This window comes from Roseivirga spongicola (assembly GCF_034376045.1).
In the GTDB taxonomy this organism is placed as follows: domain Bacteria; phylum Bacteroidota; class Bacteroidia; order Cytophagales; family Cyclobacteriaceae; genus Roseivirga; species Roseivirga spongicola.
This window is the reverse complement of sequence record NZ_CP139724.1, coordinates 3,804,843-3,827,443: the sequence shown is the minus strand read 5'-3', so window position 1 is coordinate 3,827,443 and position 22,601 is coordinate 3,804,843. Positions and strand designations below refer to the sequence as shown.

The window sequence follows — 22,601 nt, the reverse complement described above, 5'->3', positions numbered from 1 at the left end:
CGATCCATAGAACGGAAGAAACTACTAGAAGCACTCAATTTATAAATTGGCGACAGCCGGGGGATTTACTTCTTCACAAAAACAAACTCTCCACCACCTTGCAGTAATGTAAAACGCTTTTGATCTAAATCGAACTTCATGGTAATGCCAGCGGGAATGAATTTAAAAGTATCGTTTTCGTAACTGTCTAAATTGAAAGCTGATTGGCCATCGGCTTGGGCCATTAAACTACCATTCTCTTCCCAAACCTTAATGTTCATTTGAATTTGGCTGTTAGAATAGGTACCGCTGAAGGCTTTAAGTTCTTCGGCTGTACGTTTAACTGGTTTTTCTGAAAAATTGGGAGCGTCAAAAGGTTTGCCAAACCAATTACTCAAAACTCCCAAAGCTATGTTGTTAAAGCTGTAATCAGATAATGCATTAGCCAACATTACAACTGTTGTTTTGGAGTCTGGAAAATAAGCCAAGCTGGACTCAAAGCCGTCTATTGAACCGTTGTGTCCGAAGGCCATTTGTGAATAGAAAGGGAAAACCATCATGCCTTTTCCTAACCCATCCTTTATTTCTTTCATCTGCTCCAAGCTTTTATCGGATATTAATTTCCCAGTGAATAAGGCGTTGATAAAAGCTGATAAATCTGCTGTGTTTGATACAATAGCTCCTGCGCCTAACGGTATTCCCATATTGGTTTCACTGGCCTTCGCCCATTTATTGTTAGAAACACTGAACTTGTAAGAATATGCCTCGTTTTTGGTAGGGTCAATTTCACTTCCGTAGAATGTGTTTTTGAGTTTGAGAGGTGCAGTAATTCCTTGAGTAAGGAGTTGATCAAAGGTCTTTTGCGTTGTTTTTTCAAGAATTTTGCTCAGTAAATAGTAGTTTGAATTAGAGTATGAGGTTTGTGTCTTTGGTTGTATTTCAACCTTCATGCTTTTAATGATTTTTAAGACTTCTGATTCACTAAGGCCCGATTCCATTTTTGCTATATATTCTCCTGTATTAGTGAAATTGGGAATTCCACTCCTGTGTTCTAGCATGTCGGAGATGGTAATTTTCTCGGAATTACTTATTTCTGGATAGTAATCGGATAGAGGTGTATCTAAACTTAAAAGCCCTTTTTCTATTGTTTGAAACGTAAGAACAGCGGTGAACATCTTGCTGATAGAACCAATTCTAAATCGAGTATCGGTATTCAGCTTTTTTCCATTTTGCACGTCAGCATATCCGCTTGCTTTAATGTATTGTTGTTCGCCATTTTCATAAATAGCCACCACGCCCATAAACTTGTTATGCTTATCTAGTGTGGTTAGAAACTCATTAATGCCGGAGACTTTTTGTGATTGACCAAAAGCCGTTACCGAAACCAATAGAGTAAGTATAAGAGTGTAGAGCTGTTTAATAGATTGAGTTTTCATCGCTATAAAATTTTTAAGATAACCTGACCAAATGTATACTTTGAAGAAGTGATAATATCTTTAGAAATCACTGCTTTAAATGATGAGCTATTCATAAAAGTCAATTAGAGGTTATATATATGCCTGAGGTAGCCCAGATTCATTCTATAAGAAAAAATCATTCAAGGGATTAAGTCATTGGGCATTACGGATTAGATGAGTCCATCTCCTAAAGGATAATTACCTATACGTCAATAATATAATTTATTCTGAATATTGTAATATAGAGCTTGTGGCTTCTCAATAGAGCCACTTACCACTTATCTAAAAGGCCTCCCGTAGGTTTGAGTTAATTGCTACTTTTTGAGTTTCGGAAATCAACCATAAAGCAATTAAAAATGACTAGAAACAATTTTTTGAAGTCTTTTGGTGGCGCATTATTCGTTATGCTGTGCTTTGCAGCCTCAACGTTATCAGCCCAAACCATCGACTTCTCCAAAATGGAGTCACTCAAGCCAAGGAACATTGGACCAGCAGGAATGAGTGGTAGAATTACATCGGTAGATGTAATTAGAAGTAGCCCAGAGATTATATATGCAGGTTCTGCTTCAGGCGGACTTTGGAAGTCTGAAAGTGGCGGCCTAAGCTGGGAGCCTATTTTCGATTCAGAATTACCCCTTTCAATAGGAGCCGTAACACTTAGCCAGAAAAACCCAGATGTTATTTGGGTGGGAACTGGTGAAGGTAACCCAAGAAACAGTTTAACAGGCGGTTATGGAGTGTATAAAAGTATAGATGCTGGAATGACCTGGCAGCTGATGGGCTTGGAAAAGACTCGTAACATTCACAGAATAATTATTCATCCAGACGATCCTAATACGGTTTTTGTAGGTGCTATTGGTTCGCCTTGGGGTGACCATGAGGAGCGCGGTGTGTATAAAACTACCAATGGCGGTGAGACTTGGGAGAAGATTCTCTATGTAGATCAAATGACTGGAGTGGCCGATATGGTGATGGATCCTTCTAATCCAGATAAGATTCTTGTAAACATGTGGCAACATAGAAGAGAGCCTTGGTTCTTTACTTCTGGCGGTCCAAGCTCAGGCTTGTACATGACACTTGACGGAGGTAAGACTTGGACCAAACAAACGCCAGAGAAAAATGGCTTGCCAGAAGGCGATTTGGGTAGAATGGGACTTGCCTTTGCGGAGAATAAGCCAAATAGAGTATATGCGCTTATCGAAGCAAAAAAGAACGCCCTTTATCAGTCGAACGATGGCGGTCATACATGGAAAATGGTCAACAATAAATCGGAAATTGGTAACAGACCTTTCTACTACTTCGATATTTACGTAGACCCAACCAATGAAAATAGGCTATACACTATTTTCAGCAATGTAAACGTGAGTGAAGATGGAGGGAAGTCTTTTGAAAGACTTATTCCCAATGGCCTGATTCACGTAGATAACCATGCTTTGTACATTAATCCAGACGATCCAAAATACATGATTTTGGGTAACGATGGTGGTTTGCACATTACCAGAGATATGGGTAAAACCTGGCAGTTTGTGGAAAATCTTCCGCTTAGCCAGTACTACCATATTGCAGTAGACAATGAGCTGCCATACAATGTGTATGGAGGAATGCAAGACAACGGAACTTGGACTGGCCCAGCCTATAAATGGGTAAGCGGAGGTTTGAGAAATGATTACTATCAGCCTCTACTTGGAGGTGATGGCTTCGATGCTCTACCAGATATTGATGATTCAAGATACGGCTATGCCATGTCTCAACAAGGAAATGTGGTGCGTTACGATAAGCTGACCGGAAATACTAAGTCTGTCAAGCCAATGCATCCAGACCCAGACATGAAGCTTCGATTTAACTGGAACTCGCCAATAGCTCAAGATCCTTTCGACAATAACGTTATCTACTTTGGTAGTCAGTTTGTGCACAGAAGCCCAGATAAGGGAGATAGTTGGGATGTTATTTCACCAGACCTAAGTACAAATGATACCACTAAGCAAAGACAAAATGAAAGCGGTGGCTTGACCATAGATGCCACAGGTGCAGAGAACCACACTACCGTTTTGGCTATTGAGCCTAGCCCTGTAGAGCAAGGTGTAATTTGGGCTGGAACCGATGACGGTAACCTTCAAATAACTAGAGATGGTGGTCAGACTTGGACTAACGTAATTAAGAATATTAAAGGTGTGCCAGCAGGTAGCTGGATTCCTCAAATCCGTGCTTCCAAATACAATAAAGGAGAGGCAGTAGTGGTCATCAATAACTACAGAAGGTTCGATTTTAAACCGTATGTATTTATGACAAAGAACTACGGTAAATCTTGGGAGTCACTGGTAGACGAAGAAGATGTATTTGGTTATGCTTTGTCTTTCATCCAAGACCCAGTTGAACCTAATTTGATGTTCTTAGGAACAGAGCACGGTCTTTACATATCAATAGACGGTGCTAAAAACTGGACTAAGTTTAACAACGGATATCCGAACGTTTCTACAATGGATTTAGCCATTCAAGAAAGGGAGTCAGATTTGGTAATTGGTACTTTTGGTAGAGCTATTTATGTGTTAGATGACATTCAACCATTAAGAGTTCTTGCTAAAAATGGTCAGAACGATGTACTTAAAAGTTCTGTAACACTAGTGCCAACTAAAACGGCTTATCAGGTGAGTTCAAGGGCCGGAAATGGACAGAGACACCCTGGTAGTGCTACTTTTGCAGGCGAAAATAGGCCCTACGGTTTTGCAGAGATTAAATTCTTCGCAAATACTGGAATGGATGATAACGCTAAGAAGAAGCAAAAGGCCAAAATCGAAATCCTAGATATGAATGGGAACTTGATTAGAGATTTTGAATCCAATATTGAAAACGGTTTGAATGTAGCCAGATGGAGATTCGATGAAAATGCTCCTGAGCAAGAAGGTGCTAGTAATCAAGGTGGTATTTCAAGATTCTTAAGGCAAGGAACACCAGCATTACCCGGTACTTACAAGGTAAAGGTTACTGTTAATGGTGAGTCTGATGAAACTTCGTTGGAATACAAAACAGATCCGAGAGAGGATATTTCAATGGAAGTTTTGGTGGCTAAAAGAGATATGTTGAAGCAGATAGGAGAGGTTTCTCGAGAGGTTGCTTCAATGTCTTCTAAGCTAGCTGAAGATTTGAAAACCGTGCAAAGTGTTCTAGATGCACTTAAAGGTAAGAATGGCGAAGAATATGCCGAGTTGAAGAAGAAAAGTAACGAAACCAAAAAAGAGCTAGAAGAGATTCAGGCACTTATAGGGAGTAGTAGTAGAGGATTTTGGGGTAGCTCAGATGGGCCAACTCCGCTTATCTCACATGTTTTCTCGGCAATGAGGTCTGTAAGCGGTACTAATGATATGCCTGGTAGAACTCAGAAGATGCTGATGGAAAGAATTGAAAAGCAGCAAGCCGAGGTTCAACAGAAAATGGATAGTTGGTATACTAGTAATTGGAATGCTTACCTGAATGCTGTAAAAGCAGTGAACTTCTCTCCAATAGGTAGTAAGTAGTTTAGTTAAGAAAAATTGTAAAGAGGCTACCTCAAAACATTGTCAATTATGGCAAGTCGTTTTTGAGGGAGCCTCTTTTTTGTTACCCTTAAGAAAGGGTTGATCAATCGCCTTAAACCAATAAGTGACTTGTTTTGGTCAACAATTGACCATTCATACCATTTTCCTTCAGCAGACTAAACTTTTGAATTACTTATCTGTCCAAATTCAAATCAACCTTAATTAAAATGCAAAGACTAGAAATTACTGCATTCCGAAAGATTAGCAAAATGATCTTCGGATTCGTTGTTCTGGCTGTGTCCGTTACACTTAACGCACAGCAAGTAGACTTCAGCAAAATGGAGTCGCTTAAACCAAGGAGTATAGGACCTGCCAATATGAGTGGTAGGGTTACATCAATAGATGTAGTTAGAACACAACCAGACGTTATTTACGCAGGTTCGGCCTCAGGTGGCCTCTGGAAGTCTGAAAGTGGTGGAATTGCTTGGGAGCCTATTTTCGATAATGAGCTTCCTCTTTCTATTGGTGCAGTGGCTGTGAGCCAAAAAAATCCAGATGTAGTATGGGTGGGAACTGGTGAAGGTAACCCAAGAAATAGTTTAACAGGTGGTTACGGTGTGTATAGAAGTTTAGACGCTGGTAAAACCTGGGAGCTGATGGGGCTAGAAAAAACCAGAAATGTTCACAGAATAATCATCCACCCAGACGATCCGAATACAGTTTACATTGGTGCTATTGGTTCTCCCTGGGGAGATCATGAAGAAAGAGGTGTTTTTAAAACAACCGATGGTGGAGAAACTTGGAAAAAGATTCTCTATGTAGATAAAATGACAGGTGTTGGCGATATGGTGATGGATCCAGCTAACCCTAATAAGATTTTGGTGAACATGTGGCAACACAGAAGAGAACCTTGGTTCTTTACTTCTGGTGGCCCAAGTTCTGGACTTTACATGACCTTAGATGGAGGTAAAAATTGGACCAAACAGTCGGCAGAAAAGAATGGCTTGCCAGAAGGAGATCTTGGAAGAATGGGACTTGCCTTCGCAACTAACAACCCAAATAGAGTTTATGCTCTAATTGAAGCCAAGCAGAATGCACTTTATCGTTCAGACGATGGTGGTTTCAATTGGGAAATGATCAACAAAAATAGAGACATTGGAAACAGACCTTTCTATTACTATGACATCTATGTAGACCCGAAGAACGAAAACCGTGTTTACAGCATTTTCACCAATGTTCATAGGAGTGAAGATGGTGGTAAGTCTTTTGAAAACATTATTGGCCGAAACCTCATTCACGTAGATAATCATGCCTTATATATTCACCCAGATAACCCCAAGTATATGCTTTTGGGTAACGATGGTGGCTTAGCCATTACCCGAGATATGGGTAAAACTTGGCAGTTTATTGAGAACCTTCCATTAGGTCAGTTCTATCATATTGAGGTAGATAATGAATTTCCTTACAATGTGTATGGAGGTTTACAAGATAATGGTACTTATACTGGGCCTGCCTATGTATTGACTAACGAAGGAATAAGGAATGACTATTTCTTGCCAATTGGTGGCGGAGATGGTTTTGACGTAGTGTCAGATCCAGACGATTCTCGCTATGGTTATGCTATGTCTCAACAAGGATATGTGTTTAGATACGACAAAGTTACTGGTAGAAGTAGCTATATCAGACCTACCCATGAAGACCCTAAAGTAAAACTTAGGTTTAACTGGAATGCAGCTATCGCTCAAGATCCATTCGATAATAGCACCATATACTTCGGTAGTCAGTTTGTACACAAGAGTACAGATAAAGGAAGTAACTGGAAGGTAATTTCTCCAGACCTTACTACTAATGATACCACCAAGCAGCAACAAGATAAAAGTGGTGGACTAACCATTGATGCTACTGGTGCAGAAAACCATACAACTATATTAGCTATTGAGCCTAGCCCAACTGAAAAAGGTGTAATCTGGGCAGGAACAGATGATGGTAATATTCAGATTACTAGAGATGGTGGCACCACTTGGACCAATGTTGGAGGCAATTTAAAAGGAGTACCTGCTGGTAGTTGGGTGGCTCAAATTAAGGCTTCTAGGTACAACAATGGTGAGGCAGTGGCAGTCATAAATAACTACAGAAGGTTCGACTTTAAACCTTACTTGTTAAGAACAAAGAACTATGGTAAAACATGGGAGCATCTAGTAGACGAAAATGATGTCTTTGGTTATTCACTTTCCTTCGTTCAAGACCCAGTTGAGCCAAACTTGATGTTCTATGGAACAGAACACGGCTTGTACATAACAATAGATGGTGCTAAAACTTGGAGCAAATTCAATAATGGTTACCCAAGTGTTTCTACCATGGACATGGTGATTCAAGAGAGAGAAAGCGATTTAGTAATCGGAACTTTCGGAAGGTCAATCTGGATTCTTGATGATATCAACCCATTGAGAGTATTGGCTTCTAAAGGGCAGAAAGAAGTAATGGACGCCAGTGTAACTGCTATTCCGGCCGTAACTGCCTATCAAGTGAGTACCAGATCGGCTCATGGACCTGCAAACCCGGGTAATGCCACTTTTGAAGGAGAGAATAGAAGAAACGGAATAGCATCTATCAAGTTCTTTGCTAAGAAACCAGAAACTCCTCAGAGGCCAAATAGAGAGGCTAACGCTAACGGAGCGCCTGTAAGAGGCCAGTTTGCCGAAGGCCAAGGAGGCAGAGGTGGACAAGGAAGACCTGGTGCAGCCGGTGGTAGAGCAAGAGGCCCTCAAGCTAAAATCGAAATATTTAACCAAGCTGGTGAACTTATTAAAGACTTTGAAATACCTGTAGAAGATGGTCTTAACGTGGCTACATGGAGATTCGATGAGAACATACCAGGTCAGGAAGACGAACCTCAAGGAGGAAACAACAGGTTCAGGTTTGGCGGTAGTGTACCTGCTTTGCCTGGTACTTATAAGGTGAAGATTACTGTAGGTGGAGAGTCAGATGAAACTACGCTAGAGTATAAAATGGACCCTAGGGAAGAGTATGTAATGAGCAACCTCATTGCGAGAAGAGACTTCCTAAGAGATATCTCAGTGATCAATAATGAGGTTACAAAAATGTCAGGTAAAATCTCTGAAGATATCGAGTCGGTAGATAAAGTGATTAAAGCTTTAGAAGGCAAAAGGGGTGAAGAGTACAACCAACTCAGAACCAAAAGCAATGACATAAAAAAGGAGATGGAAGAACTTCAAGGGCTTATTGGCCGTGGAGGTAGAGGCTTCTTTGGTGGCGGAAGTGGCGATGGTCCAACTCCGTTGCAAACAGAGGTGTTCACGCTTTTAAGAGCCGTGAGTGGTTCTTACGATGCACCAGTGCAAGCTCAAAAAACTTCATTGAAGCAAATTGAAGACAGACGTAAAGAATTACAGCAGAAAATGGATGCTTGGTACGCTGAAAACTGGAGTGCATACCTTTCCGCTGTAAAAGATGTGAGCTTTGCTCCTATAGGTACTAATTAGTGATTGAGAGTGTTGATTGATGATTAAAGAGGGGGTGCGTGCCCCTTTTTTTATTGGTCGCAAAAGGAGTTAAAACTATGGACTTTAGTGCATTTCGCTTTAGCTTCTAAAAAGCCTCTTGGAATTTACGATGTACTCCCCGATAGTGCTCGGGGTTTGATTGACGTCAATCGTAAATCTAATCCCACAAACTTTCGGGACGTACATTTTCTAAGTCGGCCATTCAAAGCCACTTTCAGATGCTTCTAAAACTATGGTGCTTTCAGTCCATATTGGTTTATTTATAGGAGTTTTTTGTCTCTTCCAATATTATCGAGGAATCAATCCAGTTCAGTTTTTAGGTAGAAAACTCCTGATAATTCACCTATTTATAAACCCAGCAGAAGCCAATTCCCCTCCTGATTCAGGAGGGGGTAGGGGTGGTTTTTCTCCGGTCATAGCCTTCTCGCTTTTGTTGGTCTTGTGACCGACAAACCACTAACCAGTGCTCACCTGTGGTAAGTACTTTTCTTACAGTCTTTGTTCATGTTGTAACCAACAAACCATTGAAATCAGCTAGTTGGAGACAACTTCTATGAGGGGTAAATTTTTGGGTGCATATAAAACCTGTCCCATTAGGGACAGAATTTAGGTAGCCATATAGATTGTGATATTTAGATGTGCCTTTAGGTACATCATATTTTGTACCTAAAGGCACAAAAGGGTTCGGTATCATTCCAGTTCTACCAATATGTAGTCCCTAAAGGGACATGGGAATCAGTTTTTCTATGCCGTCAGATGGCTATCAGCAAGCTAGAGATCGGCCTAATTCCATTACCTGTTGAGTATCGTATTTGATTTAACCATCTATAAACACAGAAGAAGCCAATTCCCCTCCTGATTCAGGAGGGGTTAGGGGTGGTGGTCGCTCCAGCCTTTGTCGGTCTTGTGACCAACAAACCATTGAAACGAACTCATTGAAGACAACTCCAACGAGGGGTAAAGAAATCTAAACTGTTGTTTTCATCCCGAGTTTACTGAGGGATCGACCCAGTTTAGTTTTATATAAAAAGCTTAAATAATTCAGAAGTCTATAAACCCAGCATAGGCTAATTCCCCTTCTGATTCAGGAAGAGTTAGTGGTGGTTTTTCTTCGAACCAGTTTCCACACTTAAGCTAGAAAATGTAGATTAGACAATTACTAAAATCTCATCATGGTACGAAGCAGACTACTAACCGTTTTTGTATTACTTTTTTCCTTTCGACTTTCTCAGCTCAAGCCTTTGTTGATGACAATATCAACAAACATCAATACCCAGATAGCTCGTTTCGCCTTTGTTGGTCTTGTGACCAACAAACTATTGAAATTAGTTCGTTGGAGACAACTCCAACGAGGGCTAAAATTATTGATGCTTATTACACTATTTGCGTTCTCTCCAGCCTTGGCGCAGCAATACCCATATCAAAACGCTAAGCTTCCAGTAGAAGAACGGGTAAAAGACCTGCTTTCTCGCATGAGTCTGGAAGAAAAGGTGCGCCAGATGGATATGTATGACGGTGCCAAACTCAAGGAAAACGAAGCGCTGAAACGCTCTGCCGTAGAAACAACCTTTAGCGATGGTCTAGGTGTAGGCTCCATCCACGATCTCTACCCGAGAAATGCCAAAGACATTAACGATTTGCAGAAGTATGTAATTGAGCACAATCGCTGGGGCATTCCTGCCATCATTTTCTGTGAGTTTTTGCATGGCTATACAGGTGAAGGAAGTACAGCTTTCCCTATGAATATTGGCTTAGGTGCTACCTGGGATGCCGATTTAATGAAACGTGTGGGCGAAGTAATAGGCATGGAAGGCCGTGCGCATGGCGTGCACTTCGGTTTAGGTCCCAATTTGGATTTAGGACGCGAACCTCGTTGGGGTAGAATTGCAGAAACCTTGGGTGAAGACACGCATTTGTCAGCTACTTTAGGAACGGCATTGGTTCAGGGAATTCAAGGGGATGACCTCACTAAAAACACAGCCATGGTGGCTGAACCAAAGCACTTTGCAGTGCATGGTTCACCAGAAGCTGGAGGAAACTCAGGCCCGATTCTCTATGGTGAAAGATCGGTAAGGACAGACTTTTTGCCGGTTTTCCGAAAAGCTTTTCAGGAAGGTGGCGCCTTGGGAACCATGGCCGCTTATTCGGAGATCGATGGAGTGCCAATGGCTTCCAACCAGCATTTGCTGACGGAGATTTTACGTAACGAATGGGGCTTTAAAGGCATTGTGGTTTCCGATCTTGGTGCTATCAAGTTTTTGCAGACTAGTCACCGATCTACTGCTTCGCCTAGAGAGTCTATCAAAGCGGCAATTTCTGCTGGTATCGATATGCAGTTCTATGATTTCCCGAACAAGCAATATCAAGAAACCATTATCGATTTGGTAAAGTCTGGTGAAATGGATGTGGCTCATGTAGATAGAGCTGCATCGGGTGTATTGCGACTGAAGTTTATGCTCGGCCTGTTCGAGAATCCATATACCGCGCAGGCTTTGATCGATGACAGACATCATTCTGAAGGTAATCAGCAGGTGGCTTTGGAAGCTGCGCTGAAGTCGATGGTGTTGCTGAAGAATGAAGATAATTTGCTGCCGCTGAACAAAGGAATGAAGAAAGTGGCGGTGCTAGGGCCGTTGGCCAATGAGTCAGTTTTAGGTGGCTATTCTGTAAAAGGAGCTAAAGCCATCACGGTATTTGACGGAGTAAAGCAGTATTTGGGAAGTACGGCTACTGTTCAATACGAAGTAGGAATTCCTCTGATCTACAAAGGGCAAACAGTGCCTTCGGCCAATCTTCTGACTCCTGATAAATCTAAGAAAGGACTGAAAGCTACCTTCTTCAATAATCGTGATTTAGAAGGTGAGCCAGTGCTCACCAGAATCGATGAGCAAGTTGGTTTTGAATGGGAAGAATCTCCCGGTGAAGGAGTGAATGCTGACCATTTCTCCATTCGTTGGGAAGGTTGGTTGGTGCCTGATACTGACTTTGAAGGTTGGGTTGGGGTCAGTTCTGATGATGGCGTACGACTGGAAGTAGACGGCCAAATGGTGATCGACAACTGGCGCAAAGGAGCCACCAATATTGAAACCGCACCTATGAGCTTTAAGGCAGGTCAGGAATACAAAATTGTGCTCGATATGTGGGAGGGAGGATATGGAGCTAAGGCTTTCCTACTTTGGAACAAGGAAAAGCCCGACTATTCTAAAGCCGTTAATCTGGCGAAATCCTCAGAAGTTGCCATTGTGGTGTTGGGTGAAACCCCTGAGTTGGTAGAGGAAAACAAGGATGTTTCTAGTCTAGATTTATACGGACTGCAAGAAGACTTTCTTAATGAGATCTTGGCTACAGGTACGCCTGTGGTTGCTGTGGTTTACAATGGCCGACCGCTAAGCATTACCGGACTGCAGCAAAAAGTGCCTGCTATTCTGGAAGCGTGGTTTCCGGGAGAAAAGGGTGGAATGGCTGTAGCTCAGACCTTATTCGGAGACGCTAACCCAAGTGGAAAGCTACCAGTGACTTTCCCTAGAAATGTTGGTCAGTTGCCGATGTATTACAGCTCCAAACCAACCCGTAACCACCGCTATGTCGATGAGAAAATTACTTCGCTCTATCCATTTGGCTATGGCTTAAGCTACACCACTTTTGAATACAAAAACTTGAAGATAGAAACTGTAGGTGATGCGCAAGTGACGGTTACCGTAGAACTCACTAACACTGGAGATCGTGCCGGAGAAGAAGTAGCTCAGCTTTATGTAACGGATGTTTATAGCTCAGTAACCACAGCTGTTAAATCACTCAAAGCCTTTGAGCGCGTGGCCCTACAGCCGGGAGAATCTAAGCTCATTACTTTTCAGTTACAGCCAGAAGACCTCGCCCTTTGGAACCGTGAAATGAAAAGGGTAGTAGAAGCTGGCCAGTTTAGAGTGCAAGTTGGTGGCAACTCAGCAGAAGGTTTAAGAGAGAGTTTTGAAGTGAAGGAAGAGATTCAGCTAGGAAATTAGAAGTCTTCCTTTTTTTTGCTGTCATTCCCGCGTAGGCGGGAATCTCCCAAGGATGGCACCGAAGCCCCCATCTCCTGTCTTCCCCCATAGGAGGAAGACGGTACTGTGTGCATCTAAGAGCAGTATCGTTTAATTCTAGCGGAATATGCCGTCCCTCTCTCCCGAGGCTTTAGGAGGACGGAGATGGATATTTCATGGTCAATTTTCGGTCACATTTCCGCTTTAGTACTATATTCAAGGCTCAAGCCGAAACTAAAATGAAAAACTACTTCCTTGCCCTAATTCTCCTTGTTACCGTATTTTCGTGTCAGGAGCCTGCAAGTCCGCCTGCTGCGGTAGAGCCACTACCTTCGCCTGAGCAACTGGCTTGGCAAGAATTGGAGTATTACGCTTTTGTACACTTCAACATGAATACCTTCACCGATATGGAGTGGGGCTATGGCGATGAACCTGCAAGTAGTTTCAACCCAACAGAATTGGATACACGCCAATGGGCGAGAGTGGCCAAAGAGGCCGGAATGAAGGGCATAATCCTTACAGCCAAGCATCACGATGGTTTCTCCTTATGGCCAACGGCTTATTCGGAGCATTCCGTGAAGAACAGTCCTTGGAAAGATGGTCAAGGCGATGTGGTGGCCGAATTGGCCGAAGCTTGCAAAGAATACGGTTTGAAAATGGGGATTTACCTTTCTCCATGGGACAGAAACCATGCGCAGTATGGCAACCCTGAATATGTGACCTACTACAGAAATCAGGTGAAGGAATTGCTCACCAACTATGGTGATATCTTCGAGTTTTGGGTAGATGGAGCCAATGGTGGTGATGGCTACTATGGAGGGGCTAACGAAACCCGAAATGTAGATAGAACTACTTATTACGACTGGGATAGCACTTTTGCCTTGGTAAAGTCGCTTCAGCCAGAGATCATCATTTTCAGTGATGGTGGCCCAGGAACCCGTTGGGTGGGCAACGAAAACGGATTTGCCGGAGAAACCAATTGGTCGAGCTTTAGAGCAGAGCAATTTGCTCCGGGAGTTGGCCCGTATCAAGAGTCACAATTCGGTCATGAAGATGGAACCTATTGGGTGCCAGCAGAGGCCGATGTTTCTATTCGTCCGGGATGGTATTACCATGAGGCTGAGGATGACAAAGTGAAGAGTTTGAGCCACCTGCTCGACATCTATTACAAGTCGGTGGGAAGAAACGCTAACCTGCTGCTCAACCTTCCAGTTGACAGAAGAGGCTTAGTGCATGAAAATGATGTTGCCGTTCTAATGGAATTCAGAAAGGTTCTGGACGAAACCTTCGATGATAATTTGGCTGTTCAAGCGAAGGCTACAGCCAGTACGGAAAGAGGGAAAGGCTTTGAAGCAACTCAAGCTATAGATAGTTCAACAGAAACCTATTGGTCAACTCCTGATGGAGAGATTCAATCTACTTTGACTATAGATTTTGATGAGGCCATCACTTTCAATCGCCTGATGCTGCAAGAGTATATTGCGCTTGGTCAAAGAGTTAAGGCTTTTGAAGTTTGGGCGAAAGAAGGAGAGGGGTACGTAAAGGTAGATACTCAAACCACAATCGGCTATAAGAGAATCCTCAGATTGGATGATATCACCACTAGCTCGATTCAAATCCGAATCCTCGATGCCAAGGCCGTTCCAACCATTTCGAATCTTGGGGTTTACTTGGCAGAGAGTGAGCCGGCTGTTGCTGAATAACCCGGAGATTCTTCGCTCCGCTCTGAATGGCGGTTACAGATGCATTTCCGTCTAAGTCATTCTGAACGCAGAGAAGAATCTTATCCACAAGCAAAGACTTGCAAGGCCTGATAAGATGCTTCGTACCTCAGTATGACCCCTAAATCCCCTAAAGGGGACTTTAGCTTTATCAGTTCGAAATCTTCATTCTTTCACCCTTTAGGGCAGGGGTAGAATCTTCAATTGAAAACTAGGCCTAAACCACCTCAGCCAATTCTTCATAATTCTTACTAATCTTATCAGCTATAGCATCCCACAGGGCAATGCGCACGCGAAGGGCATCTTTAGCAATTTCGACTACTTCATTCCACTTTTGTTCTTCATCACCGCAGAGTTCTGCAATCATTTTAAGCGCTAGTGGGCCATGGTCGCCACCATCGAGCTCAATATGTCTTTTCAGGTAGTAAGTCAACTTACTGTATGAAGCAGCTTCGTCTTTTTCTTCAGCCGCTTTCACAATTTCGAAGAACATATCTGGGATCAAATCTTCTCTGCCAAAGGTAAATGCAGAAGCAATCAGGTGTGGTTTCCCACTTTCAATTACATCGAAGGTGAATCGGAGAAAGCGAACCACAGCATCGTCCATCTTTAGCTTTTCTTGGATTTCAGCTAAGTTGTTGCCTGAACGTACAAACTCAATGAATTGTGAAATCTTTAAAGTGCTAGCACCCACCTGATCCATTGCATCGAGATACATCTCAAAGTGGCTCATGTAGTTACCATCTTCGTCCACATCGCTTTCTTCTTCTAATACGATTTCATTGATAAAGCGGGTCAAAGACGGATTATACTTAGGAGTCCATGGAATGGTAGTTCCTGTAAGTTCAACTTGCAGACCCTTTAGTAGCGACATAAAATCCCAAACTGCATAAACATGATGCTCCATAAAGAGCTTAATGTCTTCTATGCTATTGAGTCTATCGTAAAGTGGGTGGTTTTTAAGTTGGTCTGTGTAAGGTTGAAGTTCTCTTTCGATCCAATGCTTCTGCTCCATAACTTCATTTTAAATATAACATCCTAATTACGTGTTCAACTGTATTGTTGGATGTTGAAGGTGAAAATTTCGGGGCGAAATTAACTAAAGAAAATCAAGATTGCACCCGCGCCAGTCATTAACAAAATGAACTTGCGGAAAAGTTCATCGTTCACCCTTTTTAGAATTTTCACACCAAAGAAAAGACCGAGAAAAATAGCAGGTACAAAGACCATACTCACCTGAATGGTTTCCCAATTAATGGTGCCCCAACTGAAAATATGAAAAGGTACTTTGAACAGGTTGATGATGAGGAAGAGCCAAGCGGTTGTGCCGATAAAAGCGTCTTTAGGTAGCCTCATGGCTAAAAAGAAAATGTTGGCGAATGAACCTGCCAAATTCCCGACCATGGTAGTGAAACCTGCCGTGAGGCCCATTATTCCCGCAAATGAAATATGTTGAGGTACGTTTTTAGATTTTCGTCTGTCCCACCAAACCATCATGATCACGGAAACTAAGATGACGATCGCCATTCCTTTTCTGAAGGCATATTCAGGCATTTGGTCGCCAACAAGAGTGCCAATGACTACACCAGCCATCATAAATGGCATTAGGCGCAAGAGATATTTCCATTTTGCATGCCGATTGTAATAGATCACCGCGAATATATCTCCAACAATAAGCATAGGAAGCAGAATGCCGGTAGAAGCTTTTGCTTCGAACACCAAAACCATCAATGCTACTATAATAATGCTGATGCCTTTAATACCCGACTTGGAGAGCCCAAGAATAAAGGCTGCTGTAGCTACGGTGGCAATGTCTATTAGGCTAAGGTTGGCTAGCATAGTGCGAAGATAGGGAGTAAGTTCAAGGTTTTAAGTTTGAAAAGTTCAATGATGAGGAGTGATGTCAAGAATATTGGTTGTGCGGCTGTCATAATAAAGGAGAAAGCATATTGAGGAGAATTTAATCGGTAGGAAGGCTAACCGAGCTACTGAATAACGTATATTTACTATAGTAGAAAATAATAATATGACGCAGATAACTTTGACAGATGAAAATCTAAACCTTAGCAAAACTAGTTTTGAGACTGCTGAAGACTTAATTCTCGAGTTAATGAAAGTTAAGCATGAGCAGTTTGAGCTTAGCTCTGAGCATATTAGGATTATAAAAGAAAGAGAACGTGAGGCTGATGAATCTAAGGAGCCTGGTAAATCTTGGGAAGAAGTAAGAGCGAGCCTTAGAAGAAGAAATGGTTAGGCTTACTGTTAGGCCATTAGCTCAGAATGATATTCAAGGTATAATTGATTATTATGATGAAATAAATCCAGAAATCTCAGAAAATTTCTTGAACGACCTAGAATCGACAATTTCCAATATTAAAAGTCTCCCTAAAGGTTACCAGAGAAGAATTGGTGACGTGAGAATTTCTTTCTTAAAGAGGTTCCCCTTTGGGGTTTTCTATAAAATCTACCCTAGTAGCATTACAATAATTGCTATTTTACATACATCTCAAGATTCTAGTAAGTGGTTAATTGGTAGGTGAGTTTATCAAATACTCATTTAATCATTTCATAACCCTTAAAATCTCATTAAGCATAGCCGTTCCACATGATTTTATTACTTTCGCATGTTTCGAAGACTAACTCGAGATCGCAGCTGTATAGGGCTCTTTCTTTTTTCGGTCTCTAGTCTTCTTTGTTGAATAGGTAAAATCTTTCCCATGGATCAAAAAGAATATCAGGCTTATGCCTTGCATAGCTTTCATAAAATGCCCCAATACAACTACCTCACCGAGGAGCAGAAGTTTAATATTAGGGTAGTAGGTAATGTACTTCCGTTTAAGGTTAATAATTATGTTTTAGATGAGTTAATCGACTGGAGCGATGTGGAAAATGATCCTATGTTTCAGCTAACTTTTCCTCAGAAAGGAATGCTCTCTAAGCCTCACTTTAACAAAGTGGCGAGCATGGTTGAAGCTGGTATGGATAAGTATGCCATGCGTGATGAGATTAATAAAATTAGACAAGAATTAAACCCTCATCCGGCTGGTCAACAGTCTAGCAATGTGCCTGAAATTGATGGGGTTAAGCTTACTGGTGTTCAGCATAAGTATAGAGAAACCATGCTCTTTTTTCCTAGAAAAGGGCAAACCTGCCACGCTTACTGTACTTTTTGTTTCAGGTGGCCTCAGTTTGTGGGAATGGACGACCTTAAATTTGCCATGAATGAGACCAGCCTCATTATTAAGTATATTAAAGCGAACCCACATATAACAGATATTCTTATTACTGGTGGTGACCCAATGATTATGGCACCAGAAGTATTTGCTACCTATTTAAATGCCCTTTTAGACGCTGATCTACCCAATCTTCAGAATATCAGAATTGGTTCTAAGTCACTTACTTTTTGGCCTTACAAATACACCACAGACAAGGGTGCCGATAAGTTTTTGAAGTTGTTTGAAAAAGCTACGAAAGCAGGAAAGCACCTCACGTTTATGGCGCACTTCAATAATCCGGTAGAGATCTCTACTCCTACAGTGAAGAAAGCCATTCAGAATATCAGAAATACAGGTGCACAGATAAGAACACAAGCGCCTATAATGAAATACATCAATGATGATGCTGATGCTTGGGCTACTATGTGGAAAGAGCAGGTAAAGTTAGGCTGTGTACCGTATTACATGTTCATTGCCAGAGATACAGGCGCTCAAGATTACTTTGCGGTAAACCTTGAAAGGTGCTGGCAAATTTACAGAGAAGCTTATCAGAAGGTGAGTGGAATTGCCAGAACTGTTAGAGGGCCAAGTATGTCTGCCTCGCCAGGTAAGGTACAGGTTTTAGGCACTCAAGAAATACATGGAGAAAAAGTGTTTGTACTTAACTTTTTACAAGGAAGAAACCCAGACTGGGTTGGTAGACCGTTCTTCGCTAAGTATGATCCTCATGCGATTTGGCTTGATGAGTTAGAGCCAGCTTTTGGAGAAGAGAAGTTTTTCTTTGAAAAGGCGAAGGAGAACCAAAATATTTCTTCTACCGAGTTAAGCTATAATTAAGTAAAGTTCGCTGTCTCAAGAGCTAGTAATTTTGTAGGTTCTAATTCATTGGAAGCGCAAAAGATTATGATAACTAGCTTTTGAGACAGTGTTTTTTATGGAGTAAGCGAATTACCTAATTTGGTAAGAGAGTTGCCGAATTTCGGCATTCAGGTGTTCCACGAATATATTTCGAGAGTGGTTGAGCGACATTTGTTGTGTAAGATTTTACAACCAACAAAACAGCAAAACCATGAAAAAAATCCTCATCTCCGCCCTATTGATGGTGTTAGCACAAGCTGCTTTCAGTCAAACCTATTACAGAAAGAATTATAACCGAAGAGGCCAACAAAAAGCCATGACCTTTCAAGTGGCTCCAAGCGTGGTAGACTATAATGGTGCTAAATTTGGTTTTGGTATAGGAGCCAATTTCAAACAAGTACTTTCCTTTAATTACTTCCACACCAGAGATTATGGTGTTAATGAAGAAAAACCATACCTCGATAACCGATATGCTGGTTTTCATTTTAGCATTGCACAACCTATTGCTAAAAGTGTAGAGTTAGCCGCAGGTCTCAGAAAAGCCACTTTAAATGGCGAATGGCAGAAAACAATTTTAACTACTGAAGTAAGATTTAAATTCTCCGATAGCTGGAGGTTGGCCTTTGAGTATGGGCCAGGAAGTGAAATAGACTTAATGTCGGCTAGGCTGATGTTTAACCTTTATTAGACCCTCAACTAAATCGATTAGCTGTTTTTATATGGTAGTCCGTTGGGCTACCATTTTTTTATTTTCCAAGTTGATGAAAGAAAGCTTTACCAAAATCTATAATTGGAGTAGATGACATTATTTTGAGCTCTTCGGTCAAAGTGGTTTCTTCATCTAAAAAACGAAACATACTCTGTATGCCGTTCTTCTGAAATAAGTTTCCAAAAACCTCTCTGCCAGTGTATTTTTTGTCTGCTAAAATTTTTAAAAGAGTAGCGTCATATAGCTTGTATTTCAGGCTTTGGTGAGGAAGCTCATGGTCTGGTTTCTTTCCTGATATCAAATTCTTTACTACTCGCTCTAGAATTTGTTGAGCCCTCAGAAATGAATAGCCTGTAGACGCTTTGGCAAAGCCTCCTTTAATCCCAATATTAAACACCTTATCACTTTTTCGCAGTAAAAACTTATGATCAGTCATAGGAATAATGCCGTACTCTTCTTCAATCACCTCATAATTCTTAATTCTCAGCTGTTTAATATACGCATCGAGCCTATGTTCATATTCTGAATCGGAGAGTAGATGCTTATTGAAGAGGGTGTATTCAACTAGCGCTTCATTGGGTTTAAATGGCAGTACATAGCCAAACCGACAATCTCCCTCTTGATCTACCGAAAAATCCATATATGTGGCAGTGTCTATCTGGAAACAGTCTTCTTCAGTTCTAATTACCTTACCCTTAAAATGCTGCAAGATGGTGTTTGCATTAGAGGTTTGAAGAAGTTTTGGATCGAAGGTGCTATCAAAAACTAACTTTCCTTGATATGCATCATTTGTTGTTGTTACCTGTCCAGCATCTGTGATTTCAAGTACTTCATCCTGAACCCAGTATAGGTTTGAAGTATTGAGCTCTTGTTTCATGAACTCATAGAAATCTATACCTCGAATCATCTTGTAGGTATAGGGAGCTAACTCATATGTTTGAGACCAGGAGTTGGTGTTTACCGTGGCTTTTGACCAACTTTTGTAAACCAAGTGCTCTAACAAATTGCTGCCTTTTTCCCAGAAACTCCAAGTTCTGTCATTGGTGCTTTTTGAGTCTTTGTCGATTATTAGTATCGATTTTTCTCTATCTTCGTACTCCATCAGCAGATAAGCTAGCGTTAACCCAGCTGCTCCCGCTCCGGCTATGATGTAATGGAACTGCTTCATTTACACTTAAACTTACTGGTAATAACTGTGATTAGAGATTTTTGATTGACCTTATTAAGTCAGTTGCAAGAAATAATTAATTAATACCGTCTAAAGAATTGAGAAATAGCTCTTTAGATAAAACTTTTTAAATTCAAGCCCTTCTGGGGAAGAAACCATGACCAAAACACCTTTCATATGCCTTGTGGCCATAGGTCTGCTCAGCTCTTGCGGTATGCAGATGATATGTCCTGCTTATCAATCGGCATTTGTTTTGGATGAAGATTATCAGCGAGATATGTACTCTTTGTTTACCGTTGTAGATGGTGATACCGTACCCAAGCGACCTTACGGCTATAAGTATAAAGCAGATGGAGATAGCCTGATGGAGAAATTCATTAAAGGTACTGAAGGTAAAGGGTTTCGTGTTCAAAAAGGAAGGACACATTCTTTAGAAAAAGCAGGCTTTGTGTATGAGAATAGGGCAAAGGAAAAGCTTTGGGTGAAGGTGTTTTCTGGCCCAGAAAAACCAGTTTTAGAGAATCCTTATTTATTCGACCGAATTACCAAGAGAAAACCTTTCTACAAACTAGATCATTTAGAGACCGAGTTGGTCCACTTTAATAGTACTGAGCACGATAGCATTGTAAAATCGATTGTTAATAGAGGAGATACTAGCCGGTACGACCGATTAATGCAGGAATATTATGCTAAACCTCCAGCCTTACAAGCTCAACATGCTCCTCTGTTAAGAGGTGGCTTTAACACTGAGCAAGAGGAGTATAATAAGCGATATAGAGATTACTTCTTACGAATGCCCGATCCACCAGCCCCAATTGATAGCTCAGAATTAGAAAACTTGCCCCAAGAAACTCTGGCAGAAGATTCAACCAAGAAGAAAGGCATCTTTGGCCTTTTTAAAAAAGGTAAAAAAGAGAAAGAAGAGAAGCCTCCGAAAGAACGTAGGAGAGACCGTAAGAACAACCAAGAAGGAACTAAAGAGGAGGAAGATAATTAGTCATTTGTCATTGGTGAGACTTGGCCGTTGGTTTAGCCACTAATTTCCATTGACTACCGACCAATGACCACTAGGTTTTCCTTTTCTTCTTTTTTGCAGCAGGGAACAGAATGTTGTTCAAAATTAATCTGTAACCAGGAGAGTTAGGATACAAATTTAAGTCTGTAGGTTCTTCGCCAACTCTATGCTGGTAATCTTCAGGGTCATGTCCGCCATAGAAAGTCCAAAAGCCATTGCCATAGATGCCATGAATGTATTTGTCCTCATTGGCTGCAGTGGTTTCGCCCATTACAACAACATCTGGTTTAACAACTCTCTTTTTAAAGGAGGTAGTTTGACCGTAAAAACCTTTAATCAATTGAGTATGATTTTGCGTGAGCATTGTAGGAACAGGGTCCCACTTTGCGGAGAACTGAAATAGTTTGAAGTAATCATTTCCTTCGTTCAAAGATCTTTCTCTTCTAGACTCGGTATTATCTATGTCTGAAAATTCATACTCCATAGGATCCATCCGCAGCTTGAAGTTTTCAAAGGCTAGAGTTTCGGAAAAGTTGAACTTAGATTCTGCTCCAGGCTCTGGCGGGTCTCCATCGTACATATAGTCGATGAAATCTACACCGTTAGCAGCTAGAGCAATGTCAAAAGAGTCGGTAGCAGAGCACATGGCAAATAAGAATCCGCCACCAGCCACAAAACTTTGAATCTTCTTTACTATGGCCAGTTTAAGTTGAGACACTTTGGCAAAGCCATGCTTTTTGGCGCTGGCCTCATAGTCTTTCTGCTGCTGAATATACCAACTATAGTTTCTAAAGCTTTGATAGAACTTACCGTACTGGCCAGTGAAATCTTCATGGTGAAGATGTAGCCAGTCATAAGTAGAAAGCTCATCATTCATCAACTCATCGTCATACACTACATCGTAAGGTATTTCTGCGTAAGTCAGTGCCAGAGTAACGGCATCGTCCCAAGGCATTTTGCTCTTAGGGGAATAAACGGCAATTTTTGGAGCAGTCTCCAACTTCATCATGTCCATGTTAGACGATGGAGAAGATAACAGTTCCTCAAACTTTAAAGCATCCGCATCAGATATTACTTGGTAGCTAACCCCACGTATTACTAATTCATTTTCTATACCTGTTCTGGCAGGAAGCAAAAAACTTCCGCCTCTATAATTTAACATCCAGTCAATTGATTCGTCTTGATTAAGAACCCAATAAGCAATGCCATAAGCCTTCATATGGTTGGCTTGTGTTTCGTCCATCGGAACGAGGATCTTATTTGCTAGGGCAGTAAAGGAAACAATACTGAACAGAAGGGTGAAAATGAGTTTATTCATAGCGAACAAGATATAAAACCGTTTAGCTGTGGATTCGTTCAATTTACGTATTAGTTACTAAAACTTGACCAGTGGTCTATTACATTTATAACGAGGTCTTACTCGA

At 41.4% G+C, this 22,601-nt stretch carries 14 protein-coding genes; 9 read left to right on the top strand and 5 right to left on the bottom strand.

Going from position 1 to position 22,601, the window contains the following annotated elements; all coding sequences use genetic code 11:
* Positions 1-65 precede the first annotated feature (65 nt).
* Complete coding sequence (locus T7867_RS16935) at positions 66-1,415, bottom strand: serine hydrolase domain-containing protein (RefSeq protein ID WP_068221737.1); 1,350 nt, start codon at positions 1,413-1,415, stop codon at positions 66-68.
* A 377-nt stretch (positions 1,416-1,792) separates the two neighbouring features.
* Here T7867_RS16935 and T7867_RS16930 point away from each other — a divergent pair, with 377 nt between their 5' ends.
* The 4 genes from T7867_RS16930 (at position 1,793) to T7867_RS16915 (ending at position 14,194) form a co-directional block, all read left to right on the top strand.
* Positions 1,793-4,948: a VPS10 domain-containing protein gene (locus tag T7867_RS16930; protein ID WP_245660238.1), complete on the top strand. Its 3,156-nt coding sequence runs from the start codon at positions 1,793-1,795 to the stop codon at positions 4,946-4,948.
* A gap of 227 nt (positions 4,949-5,175) precedes the next feature.
* Entirely contained in the window at positions 5,176-8,451 is a 3,276-nt protein-coding gene (locus tag T7867_RS16925; protein WP_084375682.1) for a WD40/YVTN/BNR-like repeat-containing protein, read from the top strand.
* Positions 8,452-9,719: 1,268 nt separating this feature from the next.
* Entirely contained in the window at positions 9,720-12,473 is a 2,754-nt protein-coding gene (locus T7867_RS16920) for a glycoside hydrolase family 3 N-terminal domain-containing protein (protein WP_221405999.1), read from the top strand.
* Positions 12,474-12,730: 257 nt separating this feature from the next.
* Positions 12,731-14,194 carry an alpha-L-fucosidase gene (locus tag T7867_RS16915; protein WP_068224119.1) on the top strand — a complete coding sequence of 488 codons (1,464 nt, stop codon included), beginning with the start codon at positions 12,731-12,733 and terminating at the stop codon, positions 14,192-14,194.
* Between the two features lie 235 nt (positions 14,195-14,429).
* Here T7867_RS16915 and T7867_RS16910 read toward each other — a convergent pair whose 3' ends face one another.
* A complete protein-coding gene (locus tag T7867_RS16910) occupies positions 14,430-15,227 on the bottom strand; it encodes a DUF3050 domain-containing protein (protein WP_273513127.1) in 798 nt (265 codons plus the stop codon).
* Positions 15,228-15,307: 80 nt separating this feature from the next.
* The gene (locus T7867_RS16905) at positions 15,308-16,051 is read right to left on the bottom strand and encodes a sulfite exporter TauE/SafE family protein (protein ID WP_068221743.1); all 744 of its coding nucleotides are present in this window, start codon (positions 16,049-16,051) and stop codon (positions 15,308-15,310) included.
* A 187-nt stretch (positions 16,052-16,238) separates the two neighbouring features.
* Between T7867_RS16905 and T7867_RS16900 the strand changes: the two genes are divergently transcribed.
* The 4 genes from T7867_RS16900 to T7867_RS16890 all read left to right on the top strand — a co-directional run bounded on the left by T7867_RS16900 (position 16,239) and on the right by T7867_RS16890 (position 18,973).
* Entirely contained in the window at positions 16,239-16,466 is a 228-nt protein-coding gene (locus tag T7867_RS16900) for an addiction module protein (RefSeq protein WP_068221745.1), read from the top strand.
* Positions 16,459-16,752, top strand: a complete 294-nt coding sequence (locus tag T7867_RS19710; RefSeq protein ID WP_068221747.1) for a type II toxin-antitoxin system RelE/ParE family toxin — start codon at positions 16,459-16,461, stop codon at positions 16,750-16,752. The genes T7867_RS16900 and T7867_RS19710 overlap by 8 nt, the downstream gene beginning before the upstream one ends.
* A 177-nt stretch (positions 16,753-16,929) precedes the next feature.
* Positions 16,930-18,264 carry a KamA family radical SAM protein gene (locus tag T7867_RS16895; RefSeq protein WP_273513130.1) on the top strand — a complete coding sequence of 445 codons (1,335 nt, stop codon included), beginning with the start codon at positions 16,930-16,932 and terminating at the stop codon, positions 18,262-18,264.
* Positions 18,265-18,496: 232 nt separating this feature from the next.
* Entirely contained in the window at positions 18,497-18,973 is a 477-nt protein-coding gene (locus tag T7867_RS16890) for a hypothetical protein (protein ID WP_068221752.1), read from the top strand.
* Between the two features lie 58 nt (positions 18,974-19,031).
* Here the strand turns inward: T7867_RS16890 and T7867_RS16885 are convergent, their stop codons facing one another.
* Positions 19,032-20,162, bottom strand: a complete 1,131-nt coding sequence (locus tag T7867_RS16885; RefSeq protein ID WP_068221754.1) for a lycopene cyclase family protein — start codon at positions 20,160-20,162, stop codon at positions 19,032-19,034.
* Positions 20,163-20,319: 157 nt separating this feature from the next.
* On the opposite strand from T7867_RS16885, the gene T7867_RS16880 reads away from it, so the two are divergent.
* Complete coding sequence (locus T7867_RS16880; protein ID WP_068221756.1) at positions 20,320-21,159, top strand: hypothetical protein; 840 nt, start codon at positions 20,320-20,322, stop codon at positions 21,157-21,159.
* Positions 21,160-21,229: 70 nt separating this feature from the next.
* On the opposite strand, the gene T7867_RS16875 is transcribed toward T7867_RS16880, so the two are convergent.
* Positions 21,230-22,495, bottom strand: a complete 1,266-nt coding sequence (locus tag T7867_RS16875; protein ID WP_068221758.1) for an asparagine synthetase B — start codon at positions 22,493-22,495, stop codon at positions 21,230-21,232.
* Positions 22,496-22,601: the final 106 nt, after the last annotated feature.